Raw genomic sequence first — 25,680 nt, forward strand, 5'->3', positions numbered from 1 at the left:
CAAACAGGAAAGTTACGATGCAGGATATGACAGTATAAAAGCTGTAGAACGCGGAGCAGACATTTATACGGTTTTCAAAGGTGGCGCAAAGTTAGTTAGAAAGCTGGGCAAAGAAGAAGCCTCTTTATCTAAAGGAATCAAGGGTGTGGAAGAAAAGAACGGTGGAAAAGGTGGAGCGCCGGGATTACTCGGGGATACAGCCAAAGCCGACTCTGCTCTAGCCAAAGCCGGAGATGGAAAATTCAAAACGAACGCCCTCCGTATCCCGACCAATTTCGAATCCTTGGGTAGTTACTTGCAAAGTGTAGCCCGAAAGATGAATATCCGTATAACTAAAAGATCACCCATCCTCGCAACGGCTGGAGGTCATTATAAGTTTCATGATCTGGGTCCTGATGTCCCTCATTCCAAAGCGGGTGCGAAGGTTTCGCCTGAGAGACAAAAACAGATTGATGCGTTAGAATCAGGAGAGTACTCGGGTAAGGATAATAAGGGGACGGGTGAAACTGCTAAGTCTGTTGTAGATAAAGAGAAATGGCTCGGGGGTCTACGGAACAAAGAAAACTTTAAAATAGGGACTAAAGAAAATGGATTAAACCATATTTTTGATGGCGAAATACTCAAAAATGGAAAGGCCAATGGTTTTCATTATGAAGGGATGCCAAATAGTAACGGTAAAATTGTCGGGAATGTTGACCCGCCTAATGAGTTTGGTGTCTATCAAGCCAATATTGAAGTTAGCGGGGTACTAAAGAAAGTTAAATCAACATTTTTTCCTAGAGAGTGGTCACCTCAGCAGGTAATAGATGCTATAAATGAAGCTTCTAGGAATAAAGAAGTTGTAAAAAATAACGTTTATAGAGGGGTAACAAGTCGGGGAATGGAAATAGAGTTTGTTTTAAGAAATGATAAGATAATTTCAGCTTATCCATTGTATTAAATGGGGGAGATATGAACTATGATTAAGTACAAATATAAATTGAAATGGATAGACAGATTTAATATAGTAGTGTTGGATTTTAGTGAAGAGAAATCACTTGAATTTGCAAATATGATAAGTGATCCATTAGGATCTGATATACTTCTAAGATATGAGGATTTGAAGGTTGATATCAAAAACTATCTTGATGTATTAGTAGGCAAATTGCCTTGTTATGAGCGCGGAGGCAATGTGACTTTTGTTACATCTGATAGGGATTATACAACAATTGAAGATCTTTTTTATGATGAAGATGAAGATGAAGATGAAGTGGAACCAATTTGTAAGTTAGAGACAGTTGAATTTGTGAAAATTATATTACTATGGGCTTATGAAAATTATAAATATAAAAAAGAGAAAAAAGTGATTACTCAAGAAGAGGCAGAAATGGTTATGAATTGGATTGAACTAAAAATGGTAGAAGTTAAGAGTATTGAAAGTAACGGATAGACATAATAAATAACTGAAAAGCTTATTCGGGGTTGTCAAGTATTTTGTGTGAACTCGTTTACAGACTCAACAACAAGATCGTACAATACAACCAGCAAACCAAACACAAAATGATTCAAACACTTGATAAACTTTCAAAGCTTATTCCAAACTTGAACCTTAAGCGAGGAATGAGCTTGTTTTTTTACGAAAAACAATAACTTGCCATCCCTCCCCATCAGAGTTAACATACACACACTTCAACAACGGGAGGGAAAATAAGCTATGTCAAATTGGCCAGATTGGTTTCTCGAAGCATTACGCCAACGTTTTTATCAATTAGAACTTGCTAGTGAACAACAAGCTTCATGTTTATCTGAGGAAAAAAACTTATTCACTCAAATGGATCAATTTAAAACCAACTAATAACGAGGATATCCAGCGTCTGTTATCTGAATGGGAAGAAGCCATAGGCTATCAGTTAAGCCAAGACAAACAATCCATGTATATGGAAGGAGTCAAAGACGTGATTCGATTGAATCTTCCCGTCATACACCCAAAGTTACTCGTTAGCCTATTGATCATTTTAGTCTATGATTCTGATAGTCCAATATTTCATCTATGCTCATTCCACTTTTCAAGGTAAAAACAAAATGCGCTGGTGAGAGAATGGTTATCTTCTCCACCAACGCATTAAATAGTTTATCATCAAATATCAGCATCTGTTGCCGTATCTCGTTAACTTGCCATTCTTCCTACCAGAGTTACCAACCACATTCATAACCTCTGATGGATTCACGCAATTGGTCGGCATCATAAATGTCTACTCTCTTTTTGTTTGCTAAAGGTCCCAAGAATTCAGCAAAACTTTTCGCTTTATCCTCTTAAATTGCCCAACACAAACTTCTGCGCAGTTATCCAATCGAAGCAATGAATCTGCCAAGAATAATAATTTTCATCGTCTCATCTCCTTTTTGTTTGCTCGTCATTTATTTTCTGAAAAAGCTTAAAATTATGAATTTTCTACTACGGTCCATGAACTTCAGCATTCTAGTTGTAGCAATCATGCTTTTTACACTTAAATACGTATACAGAATCATACATATATTTCCTTCAACTCAAGCTAGACTCGCATAAAAATGAACCCCCTAGCATTCATCGGGCAAACCTGGAGGTTTGTTCCAATGTCTACTCTAAGGGATGCAATTCAAATACAGCAAGGGAATTTGTATCGTGGTAGCCCTTTCCCCTACTCTTTACCCTTTTACCGACCCGGCTGCGATCCCTTCAACAATCCGGTCACTCATGATGAGGAACACGAGCAAAATGGGTAAAATGCTGATCATCAACGTAGCTCCGATAGCTCCCCAGTCGGTCGTATATTGTCCAATAAAGTTCTGAACGCCAACGGTCAGCGTTTTGTTTTCGTCCGAGCTAATGAATGTATTGACGAAAATAAACTCATTCCAGTTATAGATCATGTTAATGATGGCTGTCGTAGCCATAACCGGGGTCGTCATGGGCAACACAATCCGGAAGAACATCCGATTGACAGAGCAGCCGTCCATAACGGCCGCTTCTTCCACTTCCCGGGGCAGGGCGTAATAGAATCCCAGCAAGATCATCATCGTTGTCGGCAGATTAAAGGCGACATACGACAGGATGATGGACAGCGGCGTATCGGTCAGATGCAGCTTGAGAAACATACTGAACAACGGAATCAAGGTGGCATGAACTGGAATCATCAGTCCGACCATAAAGAGTCCGAGAATCAACTGGCTTCCTTTCCAGCGCATACGTGTAATCGCAAACGTTACAAAGCTGGCCAGCAGCACCGTCAGCGCCACGGATATGACCGTAATCCACACACTATTGATAAAATATCGCCCAATGTTGCCGCTGGTCCACACATTCATATAATTTTCCCAATGCGGCTGGGACGGGAGTGCAAATGGCGGAAGATTAAACACTTCCTGATTATTTTTAAGCGAAAAAAGCATCAGCCACAGCAGCGGTAAAAGCTGCATCACCGCCAAGATGATCAAAAGTGTATACAACGCGGCATAACCGGCCCTAGTTAACATTCTGTCACGGGTAGCGACTCCAAGCGGATAGCTGGCGGCTGCCTGGGTTTTCATGTCCGTCCCTCCCTCTTCCTGTCCGTTGTTTTCCACTATCTGTCTGTTCGCATAACTGTATTTATGAATACTGGATGGTGTCACCGGAAGCGGTAGCCTTGCGAATCAGCCACGTAGCGACCAGACAGATGAACAGCAGAGCAAAGGCTGTAGCACTTCCATATCCGAAATCAAAGCTGCGGAACGCCTGGTGGTACATGTAAGAAGCCATCACTTCACTGGCTCCGTTCGGTCCACCGTCCGTCATGACGTAGATCAGGTCAAAATATTTGAGCGAGCCAACAATGGACAATATAATCGTGACGTTAATCACCTCGCGCAGCAGGGGCAATTTGATACGAGTCGCGATCTGCCAGGCACTGGCTCCGTCGATCCGGGCAGCCTCCATCAGCGTTTCGGGAATGTTTTTCAGCCCGGCATAATAGATCAGAATATAAAAGCCTGCATATTGCCAAATAATCGGGATGAACAGGGCAGGCAGCACCAGAGACGGATTAGCCAGCCATTCAGGCGGGTTGTGGACTCCAACTGATACCAATAAGGAATTCAGTACTCCATTCGTCGGATGATATATTTTGAGCCACAATTGCGCGATAGCTACAGAAGACAACAGCATCGGGATCAGATACATTTTCCGCAGCAGATTCGCTCCCTTGATTTTTCCTGACAAAATCATCGCAATGACCAGATAACCGATCAGACTGACCCCTGAAAACAAAGCCAGCAGCAGCGAGTGCCAGGCACTTTGCCAGAACGCCGTGTCTGTGAACAAACGCTGATAGTTGTCCAGCCCTACGAAAGTCATAGAGCCTATGCCATTCCATTGATTCAGGCCGTAATAGGCCGTGAGCACAATGGGCACATAAATCACAGTGAGTAACAGCAGCAGGGAAGGCAACACATACAGAGCAATGACAAGCTTATTGGACATGACCTTTTCCACGGCCCAACCTCCTTATGTGCTCAATTTCAATTTCCTTGCTGAATGGCGGCCTTATGCTGATCGGCAAATTGTTGCGGTGTCACGGCTTTACCAAACAACGCCTGAATCATATTCAAATGTACCTGCGCCGCATTCGGCTTCATCTGTACATCGGCGAACAATGTAATGCTGCTGGCTTGGTTCAGCTCATTCAGCAAATCGACATACAGCTTAGGCAAGCTTCCTTTGGAGGTGTCCACCTTCGTCGCCGGAATAACTCCCGCCTGCGTTACCGATTGCTCACCCCATTTGACCACGAAATACTCAACAAAGGCTTTGGCCTCTTCCTTCACCTTGGAATTTTCCGAAACGAACAAGCCTACTCCCGGTCCTCCCACCCAGCTATTCACGTTGCCCTTGCCGCCTGCGACCATCGGAAATTTAAAAAAGCCAATCTGATCCTTAAATGCTTGCGGGATTGCGGGATTGGTCGTAAAATTCGGTAATTCCCAAGTACCCATTAAATACATTGCCGCTTTGTCATTCATAAACTCAGATTTTCCTTCATCATTGGACAAGCCGTTAAAGCCTTTGTTAAAGGCATTCATATCCACGAGCGTCTGAATTTCGGATGCCGCCTGAATTAAACCAGGGTCATCAAACGAGCCTGAGCCGTCAATTGCTTTTTTCAGCGTCTCGTTACCTGCTATACGATCCGCCAGATACATATACCAGAGCGAGCCGGTCCAGCGGTCCTTATTGCCCAGTGCAATCGGTGCAACTCCATGATCCGCAAGTGTTTTTACAACCTGCTTAAACTCGTCAAATGTCGCAGGTACTTTCAGCTTGTGTTTTTGGAATATGGCTTTGTTGTAGTAAATGGGGGAAATGTTCAATTCAATGGGAAGCGCATACGTTTTTCCGTTCAGCGTATAGGCTTCGGTCGTTCCCGGTACGAATTTGTCCTTTAGCTTGGAGCCATTCAGCAGGTCATCCATTGGCGTAAATAATCCACCTTTAACGTAGGGCTCCATGAAGCCCGCTGCCCAGGTAATACCGATATCCGGCAATTCATTGGAAGCCGACAGCACTTTGAGCTTGTTTTTGTATTGTTCATTTTCGAGCACTTCCTGCTGAATGACGACATTCGGATGGTCCTTTTGGTATTGAGCTATAATCTGGGTCACAAGCTTGCTCTGCTGTGCCGAGCTTCCCTCTGGCCACAGGTGCATCATTTTGAGCGTAACCTTTCCGCCTTCTCCATTGGAACTCCCTTTACCATCTTTACCGCTAACGCAACCGGACAGCACCAGCAGCAATGACAGCAGCAGGCTCAACCCAGCAACCCATTTCTGCTGTGAGTGCTTACGCAAACCATACTCGTTGGACATCGTTAGACCCCCGTTGTTGTAATTTTATTTTTTGTAACCGTTATCATTTGTAAGTTTAGCACTCCATTCCAGCTTTCAACAGGGTACGCTGATTGGGTATAACTCCACTTTTATTGGGTTATGAGCTGCCTATGCTGTCAGTGAATATCCTGTGGCCCTTGACGCATCTGCTGCCTGTAGCGGCTGGGACTTACCCCCTCGGTCGCTTTGAACACTTTAATAAAATATTTATCTGTCCGGTAGCCTGAACGCTCTCCGATTTGGGCAATCGTCAACTGGCTATGCAGCAGCAGCTCCTTGGCCCGTTGGAGTCGCAGCCGGTGCAGATATTCGCTGAAGGACAAACCGATTTGCTCCTTGAACAAAACACTGAAATAGCTCGCATTCAAGTGTACATGTGCAGCAGTCTGCGCCATCGTAGTGGATTCGTGAAGATGCTCCGCTATATAGATGAAGGCACGCCGTATCGGATCACTAAGAGTAGCCGCTTGGAGGTCAAGCTCCAGCAGAACAGGGTCAGCCAGCTTTTCGAGCTTCTCATACCGCTGTCTTTCCTCCTCCAGCCGGAGCGCTTCATCTACCGCTTTCAGCAGCTCCTGCTTATCAATCGGCTTGAGCAAATAATTGACAGCTCCCAGACGAAGAGCCTGCTGGACATAATCAAACTCCGCATAGCCCGAGATAACAATAATCGCTGGCCGACGTGAATCCCGTTCCAGCGAACGTATTAAATCCAGTCCGCTGAATTCAGGCAACCGGACATCCGTAATCAGCAAATGAACCGTCTCCGCCCGCAGCATTTGTAATGCTTGCAAACCATCTGCCGCTGTCACAATCCTGTATTTCCCGGCGGCCCATTGCTCCAGTGTCTGATGTATTCCCTGACGCGTTCTCTGCTCATCGTCTACAATGACAATGGTTTTGGATGAAACACTCATTCCTACCGCCCTCCGTATTCATTAGGAATTTCAAAAGCCACCACAGTTCCTTCCTGCACAGCACTATGTATCAGCAGACCATTCGTTGGATCAGATGCACTCTCATAATAGAGGGCAAGCCTGCGCTGCACATTAACCAGCCCCATACCAGTCCCCTTGCTCTGGCAGGCCGATCCCCCCGTCAGCGCTGCACGCACAGCCGCAAGTTCCTCCGGTGTCATGCCAGGTCCATCATCTATGACCGCGATCTTGGTCCAACCCGGTTTTGCCGCAGGAGTGACACGGATTTCAACACGGCCGTTGCCAATGCGATTTTCGACGCCATGCAAAATGGCATTCTCCAGAATGGGCTGGATCAGCAGCTTAGGAAGCGGAATTCTAGCCGCCTCGGCAGGCATATGAATTTGCCAGCTCAGACGTTCACCCAGACGCATCTCCATCAGCTCCAGATAACGGCGGACTTGTGCCATTTCTTCCCCGAGTGTCACCCAAGAGTCATGGTGAGCCGGTTGGATAATATAACGAAACAACCGTGACATGGACACCATCAGCTTGGCAAGCTCTTCCTCCCCCTTTTCCTGTAGCGACCAGTTGAAAGCATCCAGCGTATTAAAAAGAAAATGCGGATTAATCTGCGCCTGAAGCGCTTTAAGCTCGGTTTGGCTCTGCAATACCTCTTTCTCGCAAATGACACGGATCAATCCATTGATATCGACAATCATCATGTTGTACTCTGCATTCAATTCCCGCAGTTCGACCGCTGCTGCCGGTTCTGGATTGAGTGCTAATGCCCCTTGCCGTGAACGACGCATCGCCTGAATCAAATGACCTATCGGTCTGGTAATCAACGTAGACAGCATAAAGGACATGAACAGGAATAACACGGCACCAAGAGACGCGGAGATGATAAGTGTAGTCCGTAAAACCGTAATTCCGTCTGTGACGACGCTAACCGGAATCAGGATCAGCAGCGACCAGCCGGTTTGCTCGGATTGCTGGACCGCCTTCACATATTCCCGCTCTCCAATATGAACTGTCTGTGTCCTGCTGTGGAATACACCTGACAAATCCGTCTGGTTCATAGGTTCACCCGACAACTGTTTGCCTTGGCGATCTACAAGCAGCATGGTTTCATCCGCTTCTTCATTGACCGCGGACGCAGCATTCAGTCCAAAATAACTGCGCTCCATGCGGGTAATCAGATATCCTCCGCGTGAAAACCAGCGATCCACCAGGCTCACCTGCCGAATCGCCAGTAGCGAGTGGGGATCCTTAGGATCTATGCCGATCCAGACTAATCTTCCTTTCATCTGATTTGCTTCCCGGATATCCGCCTGTCCGATACGCTCCTCCAGACTACCCTCCCTAATTGGAAACAACATCTTCCCTTCGGCGGTATACAGCTCCAGCGAGCCAACACTTGGCATATAAGCCTGATAGCTATGCATCACTTGCAGCAGTGATTGCCGCTGCCGAAAAGACACCTTGCCTCCGTTGCGCTCCTCTAGCAAAATTTGCTGAACAGATGGATGATTCGCTACCTGTTCCGTCAGGCTGTCCATCTGGCCGATTAATGCATCCAGCCTGCCGCTTGCTTGTACCGCGGTCTGACCAATATGACGCTCGGCACTGTTTTTCAACAGGTGTGAGACATTAAGGTAAATGAATGCCCCCGCCACACTCATCATAATGAGCATCACCAATATAAACCCGACAAAAATCTGATTACGCAACGTGTTTAATAATTGAAGCCTTGAACCCATGTGCCTCCCCCTCCCTGAACCATCGCAGCAAAATAGGTAATGATAACGCTCTCTATTTTCTATTCTATCGCACCGTTCCCCTATGTTTGCTTATTTTTAGGTATAAATTAATTAAAATGGCATAAATGATAGAAAATAGAAGGTTTCGGGGTCATCGACAACATGAGGGTACTCTCTGGATAGATTACGTTCGATAACACACAAATTTGCAATATGGTTATTCTTATTAGCCCCAGGCAGTTATGCGTATTAAATAATTCCATATTCTGCTGGGTTTATTTATTACACTGTAGTAACATGGAGTTATAGAATTGTAGGAGGTTTTATATGCCAGATTTTTTGCTTGTGCTATTCTTGCTTAACTTATCTTTATTTCTTTTGCACGAAATGGATGCGATAAGACATTCTGAGTGGAGATTGTTTATCGTACTTAAAGATATGGAAGATTCTAAAGCCTATAAAGTCTTCACATTTATTCACCTTCCTCTTTACACAATAATACTCTCTTTACTTTTCAGCCAATATCAGACAATTATTTTTTGGTTCATAGATTTATTTTTAATCATCCATGCAATCCTGCACCTATTTTTTGAAAAGCACCCCCGTAATGGATTTAAGAATACGTTCTCTAGATCAATTATTTATCCAATGGGTATTCTTGCGGTAATTCATTTATTATTACTATTTAAAAATTGAGTGAATGCGAACACAAAATGTTTGAAGTTATAACTCTAACGGGAAACATTAATATTAGTTTAATAATCATGTGACCGCCTATACATTATACTTCCACACTAATTGAAGGCGGGGTTATGTTGAGCAAATTGTATAATGACATAAGTATATCCGGCATTGCACGAACCAAGTAAAGATTTATATTCATGGGGATATGGCGGTCTAGAAGTCAAAAACATTATGCCATTAAAAGCCGCATAAATCGCGGCTTTTTTTTAGTTTATGGAATGATAGTTTCACAGCAACGAGTCCGTAGAAATCTTATTCGATACCGGATCCGCTTCCACTACAGCTTCTTATTGAACTATTCTGCCCGTTCGTATTATGAGGTCAACCAGTTCTTTCTGGTTGATCCTTAGCTGAACTCCGCCTCTACCTGAAATTTTCTGCATGCTCATGCAGAAAAGCGTCTAGCTTGCGGGGCTCTCTACCGAGCAAGCGCTTTACAATGTCCGTTGGTCTTTCCGGAACCACCGTAGACATAGTTTGAATTTCCACAACGTGATTCGCGAGCCAAGGAGGCATATGCCCATGCTCGATGAGATTGCGGAGTAGTGCTTGGGGGTCCATGTTGATGTAGCGTATCGGCCGATCGAGCAGGGCGGATAGTTTACTCGCGATCTGAGGATAGCTGAAAATATCCGAACCGGTAAGCGTATAGATCTGGCCAGATACCTCTCGATTGGTCAGAACTTCTGCGGCGACATCTGCGATATCGCGACAGTCAATGAAGTTACAGGGTGAATCGCCCATGGCGCCGAAGAAAGCATTTTGGGTTGTGATCGTTGGTGCAAGGCCTAATAAGTTTTGCATGAACGCATAGGGGCGCAACACGGTGTGGGTGAGACCCGATTCGCTCAGAGTTTTCTCAATTTCTTGATGCCAGCCCGCCACTGCCACTGGAGAGCTCTGCTCAAAGGCAGGACTGGATATTTTTACGATGTGTTTGATTCCAGCTTCGGCGGCAATCTGAATGATCGAAGTTTCCAATTCAATTTGTAGTGGACTGTTGGACATGGCAAGGAAAAGTTGGCTAGCTCCTGTAAACGCGCGACGCAGCGATTCGGGGTCAGAAGCATCAGCCGATGCGATCTCGATAGTCGACCAGCCTTTTTCTCCAATCTGATCACGCAACTTCTCAGGCTCTCTGCTCAGCGCCCTGGCGGGTACTCCAAGATCAACCAAACGTTCCAAAAGCGCACTGCCTATCGTACCTGTTGCTCCAATAATAACTATCATTCTTATCTTCTCCTTTTGGATGAAAAATTTGTAGTGACGGCAAGACGCCACCGCCATGTCACTATCGTACTTGCTATGAATCCGGACAACGGGAAATCGATCCAGACACGACCGACCCAGGCCAAGTGATTGCTCGGAATCATAATTTCTAGTAAACCCGATGTCGCCCATGCGGCGAATAGGCCAAATGTTGCTCCCACCAACGCGAACAGCCCAACCACAACCAAGTGAGGTGCGCCGATGATCCACCCTTTATGGCCTCCTCTACTGCGCAGCCAAAGGCCAAGCATCAAAGCCAAGAAGGCCGATGTTCCGCCGATTGTGGTCAAAGCCCCTAATTGAAGCCCCTTGTCGGCAGTGACCAATCCCCCGATACCTGCCATAATGGCAGGAGACGCATAGGCCATTACGACTTCATGCCACAGTACAAAAGTCTTTGTGCCAGAACCAGCAGACTTGATTTCGTAAACACCATCTGTCTGATTGGGATACTCCGTCGTCTTGTTCATTTAATTGCCCCTTTATTCTTTTTAATCGTTCAGCGGTTGCTTTCAGCGACATATAGTTAGGATCCTAACTATATAAGAGTGAAAATGGGCTAGCTTCACTAGCCCATTCTACTCATTACTGATGTGTTTCTTTAGTTCGTTTTGGTTCGTCCGTAAGTGCCGATATACCCTGTGTAACTCGGCCTAAAAGGTCGAGGAATACGCTGCGCTCCTCGATATTCAGTAAGCCTACCATGGCTTCCAGCCGAGCGAAATGCTCAGGAGCCATTTCACGAAGCTTCTTCGCTCCTTGCTCTGTCAATATGACCGACTTCTGACGTCCATCCTCTGAACTTGATCGCCGGGATACTAGCCCATCTCGCTCAAGAGTATCGATAAGACCAGTCACTGTAGCACGTGTCACACCTAGATGCTCAGATAATTGCGAGGGCAACTCTTCTCCTTCGTTATCTTCAAGGTCTGCCAATAAACGATATCGCCCTGTTGATAAACCGAATCTGGAGAAATGAATCTCTGCGGCATGTCCAAGCTTGGCTCCCGCTTCCATTAGCCTAGACGCGACGAGTATAGCCTGTGCATCTAGGTCTAGGTTATAGCGATCAATCTGACGCTTGGATTGTGCAAGTGAGGGAATAGCATTAATGTCGTTGGTTATTTTATTATCCTTGTTCATATATATAGTATGGTTCCTAATCATTTTTGTGTCAACACATTTTTTACCCCATCTTCATTACTTGAAGCCAGGTATATCGCTGGGTAGACGAATACAAAAAGGGATGCTCGCGTTGTGAGTATCCCTTTCTTTTGCTCTCTCTGTCCATCAATCATTTTTCGACATACTCAATAGATAAATCGTATTTAGTAAGGTAATTCACATAAAATCCGCACGTGCTGGTGTAAATGCATCTAGCAGAATACCGTCATCCTCCAGTGGGATACAGCCATGAAGAGTATCGGATGGAAAATGGATGCTGTCTCCCTCTTTAACGGTCTGTACATCCTTTGTTTCGCCATTATCGATCATGAACTTAAAACTTCCCTTCAATACATAAGTGACTTGTTCATGGATATGCTTGTGCAACAGGATCTCCCCTGTTTGGGCTTTAGCAAACATCACTTTGACATACATAAGCTGGTCGCTGTGGGCCAGCACTTTCCGGGTGGTATTACTGTCAACGGTATCAAGTTGAATATATTGGTCGTTAAAAAACATGGATAATTCCTCCTCATTTAGAACACAAATTATTGATATGAGTTATTTTAAAAAACTTCATAAATCGATTTAGTTTAAAACCAACGGAAAATAAGCCACAGTACTCCGGAAAGGGTAGTAAAGTCGGGATCGGCGAATGTCACCCCTTCGGCACCCAAAAAAGAAAAGAGCGGCAAGGTGAGGGCCGGCAGCAGACAGAGCAAGAATCCATTAAGACAACTGGAAATGACAGCCCCTCTGAAACCACCGCTGGAATTACCGAATATCGCGGCTGCACCACCAGCGAGAAAGCAGGCCATGATCCCCGGCACAATAACAGGCAATCCGACAAGCGGGAAAAGAAAGACGCAGGCAACGCCTGTGAAGAAGCTGACCAAGAAGCCTACCAACGCGGAGTTAGGTGATTTGTCGAACAGTACCAGAACATCCACACCAGGGATTGCTCCAGGTGCGAACACTTGGGAGAACCCTTTGAAGGCGGGTACAATTTCAGTCGTGAACAGCTTAACACCTGCCTTTGCGATGTACAAGCCGGCAGCAAAAATAGCTGACTGTTCGAGGATGAAGACGATATATTCTTTGCCATCAGATAATTTGCTGACATAATCAGAACCAGCAACCAGCCCGGATATCAGCAAAAGCACAAGCATCGTCAAGGTCGTTGCAACATTGGGGTCGCGCAAAAAACTGATGCGGTCATTAATTTTTACATTTTCGGTGTCTTTTTCACGGTTGCCAAAAACTTTTCCTAAATAGGTGCCGAGAATGTAAGAGGTCATGGAAGCATGAGCAATCGTGTATTCATCAGATTTGATAATATTTTTGCTGGCATTCCGGAGCAGGTAAGGGAACACTGCCATATAGCTCCCGATTACCAGAGAACCGACGATGATCGTAGTCAGCGAACTGAGACCAAGACCCTTCATAACGGCTGTAGCGGCAAAGCTCATGAACAGAATCAAGTGAAGAGACAAATAAATGTACTTGAACTTGGTCAGGCGTGCAAGCACGATGTTAAGGATCATGGAAAAGAGTAGAATGAGCGCAGCATCCGCCCCGATCTGATCAATGGTCAGTGCCATGATGGCTTCATTACTTGGTACGACACCTTTAAGATTGAACGCATAAGAAAAAATTTGGCTGAAGTTGGTGAGAACGCCTCCTAAAATTCCGCCGCCGACTTTGATCATGGTGAAGCCCATGAAAGAAAGGGTAGTTCCCGTAATGATCTCGGATACTTTCTTCCTCTGGAATATAAGGCCGAGTAATGTCACAATCGCGATAATGATGGATGGCTCCCTGATAATACTCATAAACATTTCCATAGTGATCTCCGACTTTCTTTTATTTTATTTTTCATTCTTACTAAATCGGTTTAGTAATACTTGAAAAAAATTCCCCTTGCGGGAATGTAAAAAGAAGCAGAATTATTTTTTTGAAATGAAAGGGTATTCATGACTCGAATCATAGAATCATTATAGCTCATTATTTACTTTTTACAATAGAATTCATAAAACGTTTCCAAAAAGATAAAAGACTTATTCCAATTATTCAGTTCAATTTTTGGACAGATTCTCTGTGGTTAATGGCCGGATTTAATCGGATAATTTCTGATAGCTCCTCATGATCCTGCTCTTTTTGATCAATTTTCTCCAGCAGTAGCCTTGCGCTTCTTTTCCCCATTTCAAAGCTCGGCTGGGAAACGGTAGTGATCGGCGGATTATAAAAAGACGCAAACGATACATCATCTATGCCAATCAAGGAAAAGTCATTAGGGATGGTCAGACGATTATTTTTGGCATAAATCAGCACCTGCTCCAAAATCATGTCATTCGTAGCGATGATTGCGGTGGGCGGATTCTTCATGTGGAATAGTTGTCCAATAAGATTTGGCATTTCATCCAGTCTGCCGCTTTTGATATAGTTTTCATTCACTGATATGTCATGTTTGTCCATCGTATTTCTATAACCGGACAGCCGCTCACTTCGTGTGGTGATTGCTTTTTTGCCTAAGGGGAACGTGATGATGCCAATGTTTTTATGACCATGCTCAATGAGTGCTTCAACCGCAAGCTCGCTGGCCTTTTCATTATTCAACAGCACTGTGTCTACGCTGATTCCATCGATTTTTCGGTCCACAAACACGAAAGGGTAGCCATTCTTGACAAGGGAAGCATATAATTTCTTGTTCTCTTCCGTCGGAAAAATGATAAGTCCATCCACTTGCCGAGCAATCATCGACTGGACATACTTTTTCTCTTTGAGCGAATCATCATCGGTATTGCAGACAATGACCTGGACATTTTCCAGCTGGCATTCATCTTCAATTGCACGCACAACTTCTGTTGTAAATTTCGATAAAATAGTTGAAGAAATAACACCCACAATGAAGGTCTTCTTCTGCTTGAGACTGCGTGCCACCTCATTGGGAACATAACTGAGCTCCTCAATCGCCTGCTCGATCTTCTTCTTGGTGTTTTCACTCATATAGTTGTATCTCTTATGCAGAAACTGCGAAACTGTGCTCTTCGACACCCCTGCGCGTTCTGCAACTTCTTTCATCGTTGTGACCATGGTTAACCCCCTTTCTTCTTCTGCGTGTTAGGCGTGTTCATTTTCAAATATATATTCTGCAACCTATATGTAAAGTGAATTTCACTTTATTATATACCTTCTTGTACAGAAATCTTAGAAATATATGAATTTTATGAACTTGTTTGATGGAATATTTGAACATAAAATGAAATTGTAATCGGTTACAATTATATTCAAATAAAGGAGGAAGCAAAAACATGAAGAAAAAAGGGTTGAAAAAGACAGTTTTCGTCATTGCCTCCCTCGTAATGGGCTTCACACTGTATAGCTACACTCCCGCTTCGGCAGATGCAGCCAGTGTGAAGGGATATTACCACACCTCAGGAAGCAAGATTGTGGACGAATCCGGGAAAGAGGCGGCATTCAACGGTTTGAACTGGTTCGGTCTGGAAACTCCTAATTACACCTTGCATGGACTGTGGGCCCGTTCAATGGACGACATGCTGGATCAGGTAAAGAAAGAAGGCTACAATCTGATCCGTCTGCCTTACAGTAATCAGTTGTTCGATTCTGGTTCCCATCCTAACAGTATTGATTATCACAAAAACCCTGATCTGGTCGGATTGACTCCGATTCAAATTATGGACAAGCTGATCGAAAAAGCTGGACAACGCGGTATTCAGATTATCCTTGACCGTCACCGTCCAGGCTCAAGTGGACAATCCGAGCTGTGGTACACTTCCCAGTACCCTGAGACTCGTTGGATCAGTGACTGGAAAATGTTAGCTGAACGTTATAAAAACAACTCAACCGTCATTGGTGCGGATTTGCACAACGAGCCACACGGTCAAGCAAGCTGGGGTACAGGCAATGCCTCCACAGACTGGCGTCTGGCGGCACAACGTGCAGGGAATGCGATTCTGTCCGTGAATCCGAATTGGCTGATTCTCGTAGAAGGTGTAGACCACAATGTACAAGGCAACAATAGCCAATACTGGTGGGGTGGCAACCTGACAGGTGTAGCCAACTATCCTGTCGTTCTAGACGTACCGAACCGTGTCGTATATTCTCCGCATGATTACGGCCCCGGTGTGTCCTCGCAGCCATGGTTCAACGACCCAACCTTCCCGTCCAACCTGCCAGCCATCTGGGATCAAACCTGGGGCTACATCAGCAAGCAAAACATAGCTCCGGTGCTGGTCGGTGAATTTGGCGGTCGTAATGTCGATATGTCCTCCACTGAGGGTAAATGGCAAAATGCACTCGTAGACTATATTCGTGCCAACAACCTGTACTTCACATACTGGTCCCTGAATCCGAATAGCGGCGACACAGGCGGGCTGCTGCTGGACGACTGGGTTACCTGGAATCGTCCAAAGCAGGATATGCTGAGCCGGATTATGAAGCCTGTCATCTTCGCAGCGGAGCAAGCGACAGCTACCGCCGAATAAGCCTGTTGTCCATTCTTCGCAGGTGAATAATAGCAGCCAACCTTTCAAAAGCTTATTCCAACTCAAGAGATGAGTCAGGAATAAGCTTTTTTTACATAAAATATAATTTGTTTATTATTTATCATAGTATTCTATACACTTAGGCTGACCCTATTCGATTAACCCATCTACTCCGATGCAGCTCTCAGCTTTTGATGATCCTGTCCCCACTTATTCATTAAATCCAGTAATGGAATCAGATGATCTCGGCATCATGAAAACCTAACTCATGCTGCGTCCTAGCTGCTCGACCTTGCTCAGCCAATCGTTGCGCTGTTGATCTGTTTTCTTATTCATGAGATCAATCGCAGTAGAACGCACCGGTTTGACACCGCAAAGATGCAGCGTGGAATCCTTCATCATCCGATGCACAGGCTGTCCCTGGAAAAATCGGTAATACCAGCCCGGTCCATCCATCGTAGTAATGAGGCGGGCCGTTCTGCCTTTTAAGAGCTTGTCAGGCAACGACTTTCCTTTTTGATACTTAAACGCAAACCCCGGCATAAAAGTACGGTCAATGAAACCCTTCATTAATGCGGGCAAGCTGCCCCACCAGATCGGAAAGACGAAAACCAGATGCTCTGCCCACTTCATGGATTCCTGAGCCTTGATTAAATCTGGTTCCAGCGGCAATTTATTACGATATCCACCTAATAGATTCGGATTAAAATCCAACGCAGACAACTGCAATAAACGCACCTCAGCTCCCGCAGCCTCCGCTCCTTTTACATAGGATTGAGCTAGCGCTTCTCCATAACTGCCAACGACCGGATTTCCCTGAATAACCAATATCTTTTTAGACATTCGAGCCACTTCCTACCCTCATATTTTATTTTTTTAGTTAGAAAACACTAACTTTATATTTAAAAAGAAAAGGTCACTACCGACCTTGACTTAATAAAGCGGTTAAACGTTCCTTGACCTCCGTTGCAAACGGAATAAGCTGCTGGGGCAATTCACCCTCCAGACTGGACACGGACAAGCGTGTAATGGCTCCAATAATGAGCACACCAGATAGCTGGGCATCCTGCTTGGGCAGTTCTCCGTGCTGAATCCCCTGCTCGATAAATTCGACTAACGCATCCTGCGGCTGCCGGACATTCGAGCTTTGGCTGGCCTCTACATACAGCTCATGATGCTGTGATAACAGAAGCAGACCATACTGGTCTTCATCATGCATCACAAGCACCTCGTCCACCAGTTGATGAAAACGACCAATAAAGCTCCCGCTCTGCTTGCGATAGAAATCAATCAACGTAGTGTAGCTGTTGCAATACTGCCGGAATACTTCCAGGGCCATCGCATCTTTACTCTTAAAATGCTTATAAATCGCGGCATCCGTCACACCGGCAGCCTCCCCGATTTCTTTGACAGAAATACCGTCGATGCCTTTGGTCGCAAATAAGCGCATAGCTGCTTGCATAATATCCTTCTTCTTGCTATCTACATGTGTTTTCTTGTTCATAAGCATATAGTAAGTGATAACTAACCAAATTGCAAATGATATTTATGCAAGGCGATAAAATGAGCGGTTTCTTAACATTTGATGTTCCTCTTCTTGGATTGAAATCGTTAACATCATCAACTAATTTCGAGTAAAAAACATAAAAACAATTCCATATATTCATATATACAATTCCCATTCTATATGATTGTTAACGTTTTCATTAGTATAAACTCAATATGAATGGAAAAAATAGGGGTTCATTGTGTTATGTAAAATTTTCGACAAATTTTTTAGTATGTAATTTTTATTATATTAACAAATACTGGAACACGAAGTATGATAGAAGAGTAGAAACCACAGGAGCACCCGGGACTCCCTTCGTTCGTCTACTCCACTAACCCCATATACGGAGGTAACTTTATGAAAAAGAGATTTTCACTCGGCATTGCAGCAGCTCTGCTGTTCACTACCCTTGCTCCTCTTGGCACACCCGCTCATGCGGCAGGCGATATTGGTAAGGAGGTGCTTGGCAGCAAGAACGGATGGGCAGCCTTTTCTGCAGGCACAACAGGCGGATCTGCAGCCACAGCTTCCAATATTTTCACCGTAACCAATCGCAAACAGCTTGTGGATGCCTTGGGTAAAAACAGTAATACAACTCCTAAAATCATTTATGTCAAAGGCACAATCAATGCCAATGTCGATGACAACAACAAGCCGTTAGGATTGAATGATTACAAGGACTCTAAATATGATTTTGATGCATATCTTAAAGCGTATGACCCGTCCACATGGGGTAAAAAGCTTCCATCTGGCACATTGGAAAAGGCACGTGAGGCTTCACAAAAAAATCAGGCCAGCCGTGTCGTCATTGATATTCCGTCCAATACAACGATTGTTGGTCTGGGTAGCAATGCCGTTATTAACGGCGCAAACCTCCAACTGAAAAAAGGGACAGATAACGTCATTATCCGTAATATTGAATTCCAGGATGCCTACGATTATTTCCCTCAGTGGGACCCAACTGACGGTAGTACAGGCAACTGGAATTCGGAATATGACACCATTACAATTAACGGCGCCACACATGTATGGGTAGACCACAATTCCTTCAATGATGGATCTCGCCCCGATAGCCAAAACGGCACCTTTTATGGTCAAGAATATCAGCATCATGATGGACTTCTCGATGTGATTAACCAAGCTGATCTGGTTACTGCTTCTTACAATCACTTTTACGATCATGATAAAACATCGATTATTGGCAACAGTGACAGCAAAACAGCAGATGAAGGGGCTTTACGTGTAACCCTGCATCACAATTATTATGAAAACACGGTACAACGCACACCACGCGTGCGGTATGGACAAGTCCATTTGTACAACAATTACTACACAGGTGATGTAAAACGCTCCGAATATCCTTCACTGTATATATGGGGCGCAGGCAAATCCTCCAAAATTTTTGCTGAAAACAATGTCATCGACGTTGCAGGTTTGTCCGCAGCTAAAATCATAACTGTCTTTGGAGGCACCGCCCTGTCCGACACAGGCACTCTCCTGAATGGACAAGCCGTAAATGCAGGCTCCAGCGCGGGTCTTAGCTCTTCTGTAGGCTGGAAACCATCGCTGAATGATAAGATTTCTCCATCCGCCAGCGTGAAGGCAGAAGTCACTTCCCAAGCCGGTTCCGGCAAGCTGTAAAAAACTGCCCCGCTAGCTCCATAGCCACAGGCTCTCACAACCTGCGGCTTCACACCAAAAAGGCTGTTCCCACCGTAGATTCTTCCACGGAGAGAACAGCCCTTCTTTTATGTTGACCCGGTTTATTTACAAGCTATATTACACATTAACCGCCGTATTGTTCAACCAAAACCGGCTTTTCAAATGCATTATCCAGCTTGCGAAGCTTGGCTTTTACCGCTTCTGGCGGCTCAACCGCAGGCGCATCCGGATGCAATAACCATGATTTCACAAAATGTGTTTCGGATAATTGAAAGAGTGGAGGCTCTTTCTCAAAGTCAATCTTCATCGCATAAGCACTGCGGGCGGCAAAAGCATCCCCTACAGGCGGATGAAGCAAATCAGGAGGGGTACCCGGAATCGCTGCCAGCTTCTGACCGTGGCTGTCCAAGCTTGGCATGGAAGCGAGAAGTCCCCATGTATATGGATGTTTCGGGTTATAGAAAACTTCATTAACTGTACCCGTTTCTACAATTTGTCCAGCATACATAACCGCAACCCGATCTGCCATTTTTGCTACAACGCCGAGGTCATGGGTAATAAAGATGATGGAAGTGTCGATCTTCTTCTGAAGATCCTTCATCAATTCCAAAATTTGAGCTTGAATTGTTACGTCCAGTGCAGTCGTCGGCTCATCGGCAATCAGGAGCTTCGGATTGGCAGCCAATGCCATCGCGATAACAACACGTTGACGCATACCACCACTGAACTCATGCGGATACTGGTTAAAACGCTGCTCCGGATGTGGAATACCTACCAGATTAAGCAGTTCAATACCACGTTTATGAGCAGCATCCTTGGATATTTTTTCATGCTTGAAAAGCACTTCCGTGATTTGCTTGCCGACTTTCATCGTCGGATTAAGCGAGGTCATTGGGTCCTGAGAAATCAGTCCGATTTCCTTACCGCGAATTTTCTGCATCTGCTTTTCCGTTTTATTAATCAGCTCTTGTCCGTCAAAAATTATTTGACCCTTTTGATAAATACCAGGAGGGGTCGGAATCAGCTTCATCACAGCCTGTGAAGTTACACTTTTGCCTGAGCCGGATTCGCCCACGATCGCCAGCGTCTCTCCTTTATTGACATGAAAGTTTACGCCACGAATGGCCTGCACTAGTCCCTGACGGGTCTTGAAAGATATCGTTAAGTCCTTCACTTCCAAAAGGCGGTTCATCTCATCACTCTTTCATTCATTATTAACCACTATTATTGACCACTATCTAAAAAAACGACGCTCTAGAGTCAAGGTATATACGATTAATTTTACTCAGTTTAGTACCCGCCAGTCAAGCTATATCTGCAATAATACCTAGAACCTGTCATCTTATGTTATATTAACGGAATGTTTATCCAGAAAAACGATCATTTTTAACCATTTTTTGCACTCATTTATAACATGCGCTGAATATAGCTGAACCGTGCTCCACCCAGTGGCGAGCGTGTGCAGATCAGTTCTCCGTTCAGTCGGGAGGCAATTTGGCGGCAAATAGCTAATCCCAGACCTGTAACACCGTTCGAGCCGGTATAGAATCGTCCGAACACCTCAGCGGCCTCTTCTTCGGTTAAACCTTCTCCGTCGTCATCCACATGGATTACCCATACGACCTCCGGTGTCGTTCCCGCCTCCAAATGGATGACAACCTCCGTGGAGGTATGTCGAACCGCATTTTGCAACAAATTCAGCATCATACGGAATAATTGCTCGGCCGGAACAGCCACATGCAGGCCCTCTCCCTCCACGCGAAGCGAGATCGAGCGTTCCGCAGCCACCGGCATCAGCAAATGAATGGCGTCCTCTGCCATGCTTTTCAGATCAATAAGCGAGACGGGCCATTCTTCATCCAGCGCCTCCAGCCTCGATAGCTGAAGCAGCTTTTCCACCATATCAATTAATCGCTGGGACTGCACTTTAATGATACTAAGCCCCTCATCCTGGGGTACCACCTGATCCTGAATGGCGTAAACGTAGCCTTGAATGGACATTAACGGTGTCCTTAGCTCGTGAGAAACATTTTGCAAAAATTCAATTTGACCGTGGTGATGCTGCTGTATACGGGCAGACATCGAGTGAAAAGTACCGATCAGCTCGCCAATCTCGCTTTTGTCCGCTTGTGGAAAATCACTATCCTGTGGTTGATTCGGCTCGTAGTTGCCTACAGCCTCCTTCAATCGCTTAAGCGGGCGTACCAGTCGTGAAACGACCATCAGCCCAATGACGAGAATCACCAAAAAGCTCGCCACGATCGACAGTATGGTGGTTCTCATTAACGGGACATACAGCGCTCTTAAAGAAGACAGCGGTGAATATACTAAAATCCGAAAAGGTTGTCCTGGCAATTCTTCATTTGTAAACAGTATCTTTTTACCCTGAAGCACAGCAACTCCTTCATGTACGGCAGCCAAATCATGGGCAGACGGATGAACGGATGCAAAAAATCCCTGACGGATCAATAGCAAGCTCTCTATCTTCTTGCCCTCCATTCCAGATACACTGGAGTCGATGATACGGTTATCCGTGCTTAAAATAAAATAATCGGCAGACAAAAGCATACCTTTGATAACATAGTTAAGCTCAGCGTTATCCAGCCGGTCAAAGCCTCCGTCGCTCATAATATGGACGGCTTTGCGTGCCTGCTCATGAAGCTTGGATTTAGCCTGATTTACAAGAAGGTCGTCGATAAGCCTGATGAACAAAACCACCGTAATACAAACGGTAATGAGCATTGCGATGGATAGAGACAGCAGTATTTTAGCTCTCATCGTACGCATGGCTATTGCTCCTGAACCGTTGCTTTATATCCGAATCCCCAAACGGTATTAATGACGAGCGTAGAGTGGTATTCCGCCAGCTTTTTACGAATCCGTTTGACCAGATCGTCCACGACCCTCACATCACCTATAAAATCATAGCTCCACACCTGCTGAATCAGATGCTCCCTGCCAAAAGGTCTTTCCAAATGATTCGAAAGAAACAGCAGCAGATCAAATTCACGCGAGGTTAGATTCAGCTCTTGACCGTCCACCGTTACCTTACGAAATTCAGGGAAAATACACAGATTGCCCGCACGACATACATTTCCGTCTGCCTCTGCTGCCTCCTTATCGTCCGGTACAGATGTTCCGGCCTTGGTCAGCCTCAGCATGGCTTTGACTCTGCCAACCAGCTCCCGAGGATTGAATGGCTTAGTTAAAAAATCGCTGCATCCCAGCTCCAGCCCGTGAATACGGTCACTTTCTTCCCCGCGAGCGGAGATCATAATAATCGGCATTTCCGTAAATTCACGCAGCTGAGTCAACAGGGAAAGTCCATCAATTCCGGGCATCATGATATCGAGAACGAGACAATCTGGATGGTCGGTACGGATATGCTCTACCAGTGTTTTTCCACTGGAAAAGGAAGTCACCTCGTAGGATTCCTTTTTTAAATATTCAGATATTAATTGCAAAATGAACACGTCATCATCTACTACCACTATTTTTGTCATGACCTTAACCCCTTGCCGTTGTTCTGGATGATTTCATCCTCTCTATAAGCTTAACAGAAGCCTGGCAAAATAGACAAAAGACGGGTATACCGTCCCCGGTCCCGTCTTTTCTTATCATTGAATCGCTGCTATATATGCCAGGCGAGCTGGAAGCGAATTGCGCTCCCGCCTTATTTCTTGGTTGTTACCACTTTAGCTGCTGCTTTTGGAGCTTTATGAGCCACTTTTTTAGCTACAGCATGGTGTGCACGAGTTTTGTGAGCTGTCGCTTTATGTTTTACTGCATTTTGTCTTTTAGCAGGATGTTTAACGGTACGGTGCTTCGCTTTTACTGCTTTTGCTTTGTGGGCTACTTTTTTGGCAACAGCCTTTTTGGCAGGAGCTTTTTTAGCTGTTGTTGCTTTATGAGCTTTTGCAGCTTTTTTTACAGGTGCTTTCACCACGGGTGTTTTTGTCGCAGGTGCTTTTACTGCTGGTGCTTTGGTAGCCGGGGTCGTAACCGCTGATGCTTTCGTTGCTGATGCAGTTGTAGCTGTCGTTGGTGTCGCTGTAGCGGCGAATGCACTGCTTGCTCCTCCCAGTATGCTTACTACGGTCAATACGGCTGCTGCATTTTTAGTCCATTTTTTCATGATTGTATCACCTCTCCTTTAAAGTATCTTTAGCTTATCAGGAGAATTCGGGATAATTGTGGAACAAATGTGTGAAAAGTGTATGAAAAAGCGTGCAGCCCCGTATTCAGAAAATACGTGAGTCTGCACGCTATAAGTTTTACACAATTGCATTCACTAACCGATGGCAATCCAGGAAACAATACCGTAGTTGTGCGCGGTTTCGTTCCATTTGGTTACGACGATCACCGCTCCATCCGGTGTCTGCGATTTCAGCGTCGCATGAAAGAGAGGATGGTTCGTCATCGCTACCAGTGTATAGTCCGGACTCATAAATGGCTCTGCGAATACAATGGTCACTTCCGTCTCTCCTTCGCTGCCCTTCAAAAGAAACGGCGCTCTGCCAAACTGCTGCAATGCGGACTGATTGGCACAAGTACGAACCGGGGTGATGCTCAGGTGCTCTGGCTTCACTGCGTTCAGCTGCAGCTCACGCGAGCCTACAGAGCCTTCCACCAGATGATGCCCTTCAATGCTTTGCTCTGCCAAGTGATGGCTTTGTACCGCAGCGGTCTGTAGATGCTCCGATCCTACAGCTTCCGGACTCAGCACCTCGCTGTCGACGGCCTGTGCTTTCAGATGACTGCGGGATACACTATCTGCCTGGAGTCTGTCGCCACTGATACCTTCCTCCGGTAAAAGCCCCGAGAGGTGAATATCTGTGGATAGCTGAGCCAGCGTCACCGCCCCTGGCTTCAGGTGATACGTATCAATGACTGCCTCGCCAATGTGTCGGCCTTCAATGGAATCCTCGGCTACATGCCAGGACTGTACCGCTCCATTCACGATCTTGCTGGACGTAACCGCTCCTTCCTGCAATGCGTCTTCCGACACCACCTGCCAGCCTATATGCTGCGGCTGGATGGCACCTGCTTGCAGATGCTCCGACTGGACGGAATCCAAGGCGATATGCCTTGATTGCACCGCGCCTTCAGCCAGCGCCGATTCCAGTACCGACCCATCAGCCAGATGTATGTGGTGCACTGCTTGCTCCATCAGATGTACAGAGCTTACGCTAGCTTCCGCCAGATTCGAAGCACGCACTGCCCGAAGCGCAAGCTTCTCAGCGTTCACGCTCCCTGCCTGGAGTGCGTGTACAGATACACTTCCTGGCGCAATATGCCGGGTCATCACCGCTGAAGCCTGCAAATGGGCAGAGGTGACGGCTTCCGGGGCCAAATGGCTCGATTGAATCACTTCTTCTGCCAAATGGTTTCCTTGCACCGCTTCGTCTGTAATGTGCCACGGCTGTACCGAGTGGGCGGACAGCTTGGCGGCCGTCACACTCCCATCTGCCAGTTTGTCGGACGTAACAGACCCATTCTGCAAGGCATCGGTTGATATCGCCTGTGATGCGATATGCTCACCCTGAATGGTTCCGATGTGCAGATGATGCGGCTGGATGGACTCCGGTGCGATATGCATGGACTTCACTGCCCCCTCTGCCAGCGCTCTGTCCTGTACTGCTCCAGCTGCCAGATGCTGGGTGTGTACGGCCTGCGCAGACAAATGTGCAGGACCCACGCTGCCTTCCGCAAGATTCGTCGCTTGCACCGAGTGTGCTGCCAGCTTTTCCGAGGTGATGCTTTCCGCTTGAATCGCACGACCGGATACGCTATCCGGGGCCAGATGTCTCGTAAGCACCGCTGAAGCCTGCAAATGGGCAGAGCTGACGGCTTCCGGGGCCAAATGGCTCGATTGAATCGCTTCTTCTGCCAAATGGTTTCCTTGCACCGCTTCGTCCGTAATGTGCCACGGCTGCACCGAGTGGGCGGACAGCTTGGCGGCCGTCACACTCCCATCTGCCAGTTTGTCGGACGTAACAGACCCATTCTGCAAGGCATCGGTTGATATCGCCTGTGATGCGATATGCTCACCCTGAATGGTTCCGATGTGCAGATGGTGCGACTGGATGGACTCCGGGGCGATATGCACGGACTTCACTGCCCCCTCTGCCAGCGCTGTGTCCTGTACTGCTCCAGCTGCCAGATGCTGGGTGTGTACGGCCTGCGCAGACAAATGTGCAGGACCCACGCTGCCTTCCGCAAGATTC

At 45.9% G+C, this 25,680-nt stretch carries 24 protein-coding genes; 6 read left to right on the top strand and 18 right to left on the bottom strand.

Translation table 11 applies throughout. The features are described 5' to 3' along the window. The 3 genes from ACIFO6_RS00810 to ACIFO6_RS00820 form a co-directional block, all read left to right on the top strand. Nucleotides 1-940 (top strand): EndoU domain-containing protein (locus tag ACIFO6_RS00810; RefSeq protein ID WP_430036981.1); only part of this gene is annotated, 940 nt, incomplete at its 5' end. 18 nt (nt 941-958) lie between these two features. Then, complete coding sequence (locus ACIFO6_RS00815) at nt 959-1,429, top strand: hypothetical protein (RefSeq protein WP_430036984.1); 471 nt, start codon at nt 959-961, stop codon at nt 1,427-1,429. Between the two features lie 264 nt (nt 1,430-1,693). Continuing rightward, on the top strand, nt 1,694-1,834 hold the full coding sequence (locus ACIFO6_RS00820; RefSeq protein WP_430036986.1) for a hypothetical protein: 141 nt from the start codon (nt 1,694-1,696) through the stop codon (nt 1,832-1,834). An 830-nt stretch (nt 1,835-2,664) separates the two neighbouring features. Here the strand turns inward: ACIFO6_RS00820 and ACIFO6_RS00825 are convergent. From ACIFO6_RS00825 to ACIFO6_RS00845, 5 genes are all read right to left on the bottom strand, one after another. Beyond that, nucleotides 2,665-3,546: a carbohydrate ABC transporter permease gene (locus ACIFO6_RS00825; protein ID WP_430036989.1), complete on the bottom strand. Its 882-nt coding sequence runs from the start codon at nt 3,544-3,546 to the stop codon at nt 2,665-2,667. 61 nt (nt 3,547-3,607) lie between these two features. Beyond that, entirely contained in the window at nt 3,608-4,489 is an 882-nt protein-coding gene (locus ACIFO6_RS00830) for a carbohydrate ABC transporter permease (protein WP_430036991.1), read from the bottom strand. A 26-nt stretch (nt 4,490-4,515) separates the two neighbouring features. Then, complete coding sequence (locus ACIFO6_RS00835; protein WP_430036994.1) at nt 4,516-5,859, bottom strand: extracellular solute-binding protein; 1,344 nt, start codon at nt 5,857-5,859, stop codon at nt 4,516-4,518. Nucleotides 5,860-5,996: 137 nt separating this feature from the next. Further along, entirely contained in the window at nt 5,997-6,797 is an 801-nt protein-coding gene (locus ACIFO6_RS00840; RefSeq protein ID WP_430036997.1) for a response regulator transcription factor, read from the bottom strand. A 2-nt stretch (nt 6,798-6,799) separates the two neighbouring features. Continuing rightward, a complete protein-coding gene (locus ACIFO6_RS00845) occupies nt 6,800-8,560 on the bottom strand; it encodes a cache domain-containing sensor histidine kinase (RefSeq protein ID WP_430037000.1) in 1,761 nt (586 codons plus the stop codon). Nucleotides 8,561-8,887: 327 nt separating this feature from the next. On the opposite strand from ACIFO6_RS00845, the gene ACIFO6_RS00850 reads away from it, so the two are divergent. After that, nucleotides 8,888-9,256: a DUF6713 family protein gene (locus tag ACIFO6_RS00850; protein WP_430037002.1), complete on the top strand. Its 369-nt coding sequence runs from the start codon at nt 8,888-8,890 to the stop codon at nt 9,254-9,256. A gap of 411 nt (nt 9,257-9,667) precedes the next feature. Here ACIFO6_RS00850 and ACIFO6_RS00855 read toward each other — a convergent pair whose 3' ends face one another. From ACIFO6_RS00855 to ACIFO6_RS00880, 6 genes are all read right to left on the bottom strand, one after another. Then, the gene (locus tag ACIFO6_RS00855) at nt 9,668-10,534 is read right to left on the bottom strand and encodes an SDR family oxidoreductase (RefSeq protein ID WP_430037005.1); all 867 of its coding nucleotides are present in this window, start codon (nt 10,532-10,534) and stop codon (nt 9,668-9,670) included. Nucleotides 10,535-10,536: 2 nt separating this feature from the next. Further along, a complete protein-coding gene (locus ACIFO6_RS00860) occupies nt 10,537-11,043 on the bottom strand; it encodes a hypothetical protein (RefSeq protein ID WP_430037008.1) in 507 nt (168 codons plus the stop codon). Between the two features lie 115 nt (nt 11,044-11,158). After that, complete coding sequence (locus ACIFO6_RS00865) at nt 11,159-11,716, bottom strand: MarR family winged helix-turn-helix transcriptional regulator (RefSeq protein WP_430037011.1); 558 nt, start codon at nt 11,714-11,716, stop codon at nt 11,159-11,161. Nucleotides 11,717-11,914: 198 nt separating this feature from the next. Beyond that, entirely contained in the window at nt 11,915-12,256 is a 342-nt protein-coding gene (locus tag ACIFO6_RS00870) for a cupin domain-containing protein (RefSeq protein WP_430037014.1), read from the bottom strand. Between the two features lie 74 nt (nt 12,257-12,330). Continuing rightward, nucleotides 12,331-13,581 carry a PTS ascorbate transporter subunit IIC gene (locus tag ACIFO6_RS00875; RefSeq protein ID WP_430037017.1) on the bottom strand — a complete coding sequence of 417 codons (1,251 nt, stop codon included), beginning with the start codon at nt 13,579-13,581 and terminating at the stop codon, nt 12,331-12,333. Between the two features lie 226 nt (nt 13,582-13,807). Continuing rightward, on the bottom strand, nt 13,808-14,830 hold the full coding sequence (locus ACIFO6_RS00880; RefSeq protein ID WP_430037020.1) for a substrate-binding domain-containing protein: 1,023 nt from the start codon (nt 14,828-14,830) through the stop codon (nt 13,808-13,810). Between the two features lie 218 nt (nt 14,831-15,048). Between ACIFO6_RS00880 and ACIFO6_RS00885 the strand changes: the two genes are divergently transcribed. Next, the gene (locus tag ACIFO6_RS00885) at nt 15,049-16,242 is read left to right on the top strand and encodes a glycoside hydrolase family 5 protein (protein ID WP_430037023.1); all 1,194 of its coding nucleotides are present in this window, start codon (nt 15,049-15,051) and stop codon (nt 16,240-16,242) included. Nucleotides 16,243-16,503: 261 nt separating this feature from the next. Here ACIFO6_RS00885 and ACIFO6_RS00890 read toward each other — a convergent pair whose 3' ends face one another. Together ACIFO6_RS00890 and ACIFO6_RS00895 are read right to left on the bottom strand one after the other, a co-directional pair. Beyond that, nucleotides 16,504-17,085, bottom strand: coding sequence for an NAD(P)H-dependent oxidoreductase (locus ACIFO6_RS00890; protein WP_430037025.1), 582 nt, complete (start codon nt 17,083-17,085; stop codon nt 16,504-16,506). Nucleotides 17,086-17,161: 76 nt separating this feature from the next. After that, complete coding sequence (locus tag ACIFO6_RS00895) at nt 17,162-17,746, bottom strand: TetR/AcrR family transcriptional regulator (protein WP_430037027.1); 585 nt, start codon at nt 17,744-17,746, stop codon at nt 17,162-17,164. 402 nt (nt 17,747-18,148) lie between these two features. Here ACIFO6_RS00895 and ACIFO6_RS00900 point away from each other — a divergent pair, with 402 nt between their 5' ends. Next, nucleotides 18,149-19,432 carry a pectate lyase family protein gene (locus ACIFO6_RS00900; protein WP_430037030.1) on the top strand — a complete coding sequence of 428 codons (1,284 nt, stop codon included), beginning with the start codon at nt 18,149-18,151 and terminating at the stop codon, nt 19,430-19,432. Nucleotides 19,433-19,577: 145 nt separating this feature from the next. On the opposite strand, the gene ACIFO6_RS00905 is transcribed toward ACIFO6_RS00900, so the two are convergent. From ACIFO6_RS00905 to ACIFO6_RS00925, 5 genes are all read right to left on the bottom strand, one after another. Further along, complete coding sequence (locus ACIFO6_RS00905; RefSeq protein ID WP_430037033.1) at nt 19,578-20,645, bottom strand: ABC transporter ATP-binding protein; 1,068 nt, start codon at nt 20,643-20,645, stop codon at nt 19,578-19,580. A 215-nt stretch (nt 20,646-20,860) separates the two neighbouring features. Continuing rightward, nucleotides 20,861-22,240, bottom strand: a complete 1,380-nt coding sequence (locus ACIFO6_RS00910) for a sensor histidine kinase (RefSeq protein ID WP_430037037.1) — start codon at nt 22,238-22,240, stop codon at nt 20,861-20,863. 2 nt (nt 22,241-22,242) lie between these two features. Beyond that, nucleotides 22,243-22,956 carry a response regulator transcription factor gene (locus tag ACIFO6_RS00915; RefSeq protein ID WP_430037040.1) on the bottom strand — a complete coding sequence of 238 codons (714 nt, stop codon included), beginning with the start codon at nt 22,954-22,956 and terminating at the stop codon, nt 22,243-22,245. Between the two features lie 170 nt (nt 22,957-23,126). Then, nucleotides 23,127-23,588 (bottom strand): hypothetical protein, encoded by a 462-nt coding sequence (locus ACIFO6_RS00920; protein ID WP_430037042.1) that lies wholly within the window; start codon nt 23,586-23,588, stop codon nt 23,127-23,129. 156 nt (nt 23,589-23,744) lie between these two features. After that, nucleotides 23,745-25,680 (bottom strand): WIAG-tail domain (locus ACIFO6_RS00925; protein ID WP_430037045.1); only part of this gene is annotated, 1,936 nt, incomplete at its 5' end.

It is taken from the genome of Paenibacillus sp. NRS-1781 (assembly GCF_050467745.1).
In the GTDB taxonomy this organism is placed as follows: domain Bacteria; phylum Bacillota; class Bacilli; order Paenibacillales; family Paenibacillaceae; genus Paenibacillus; species Paenibacillus terrae_A.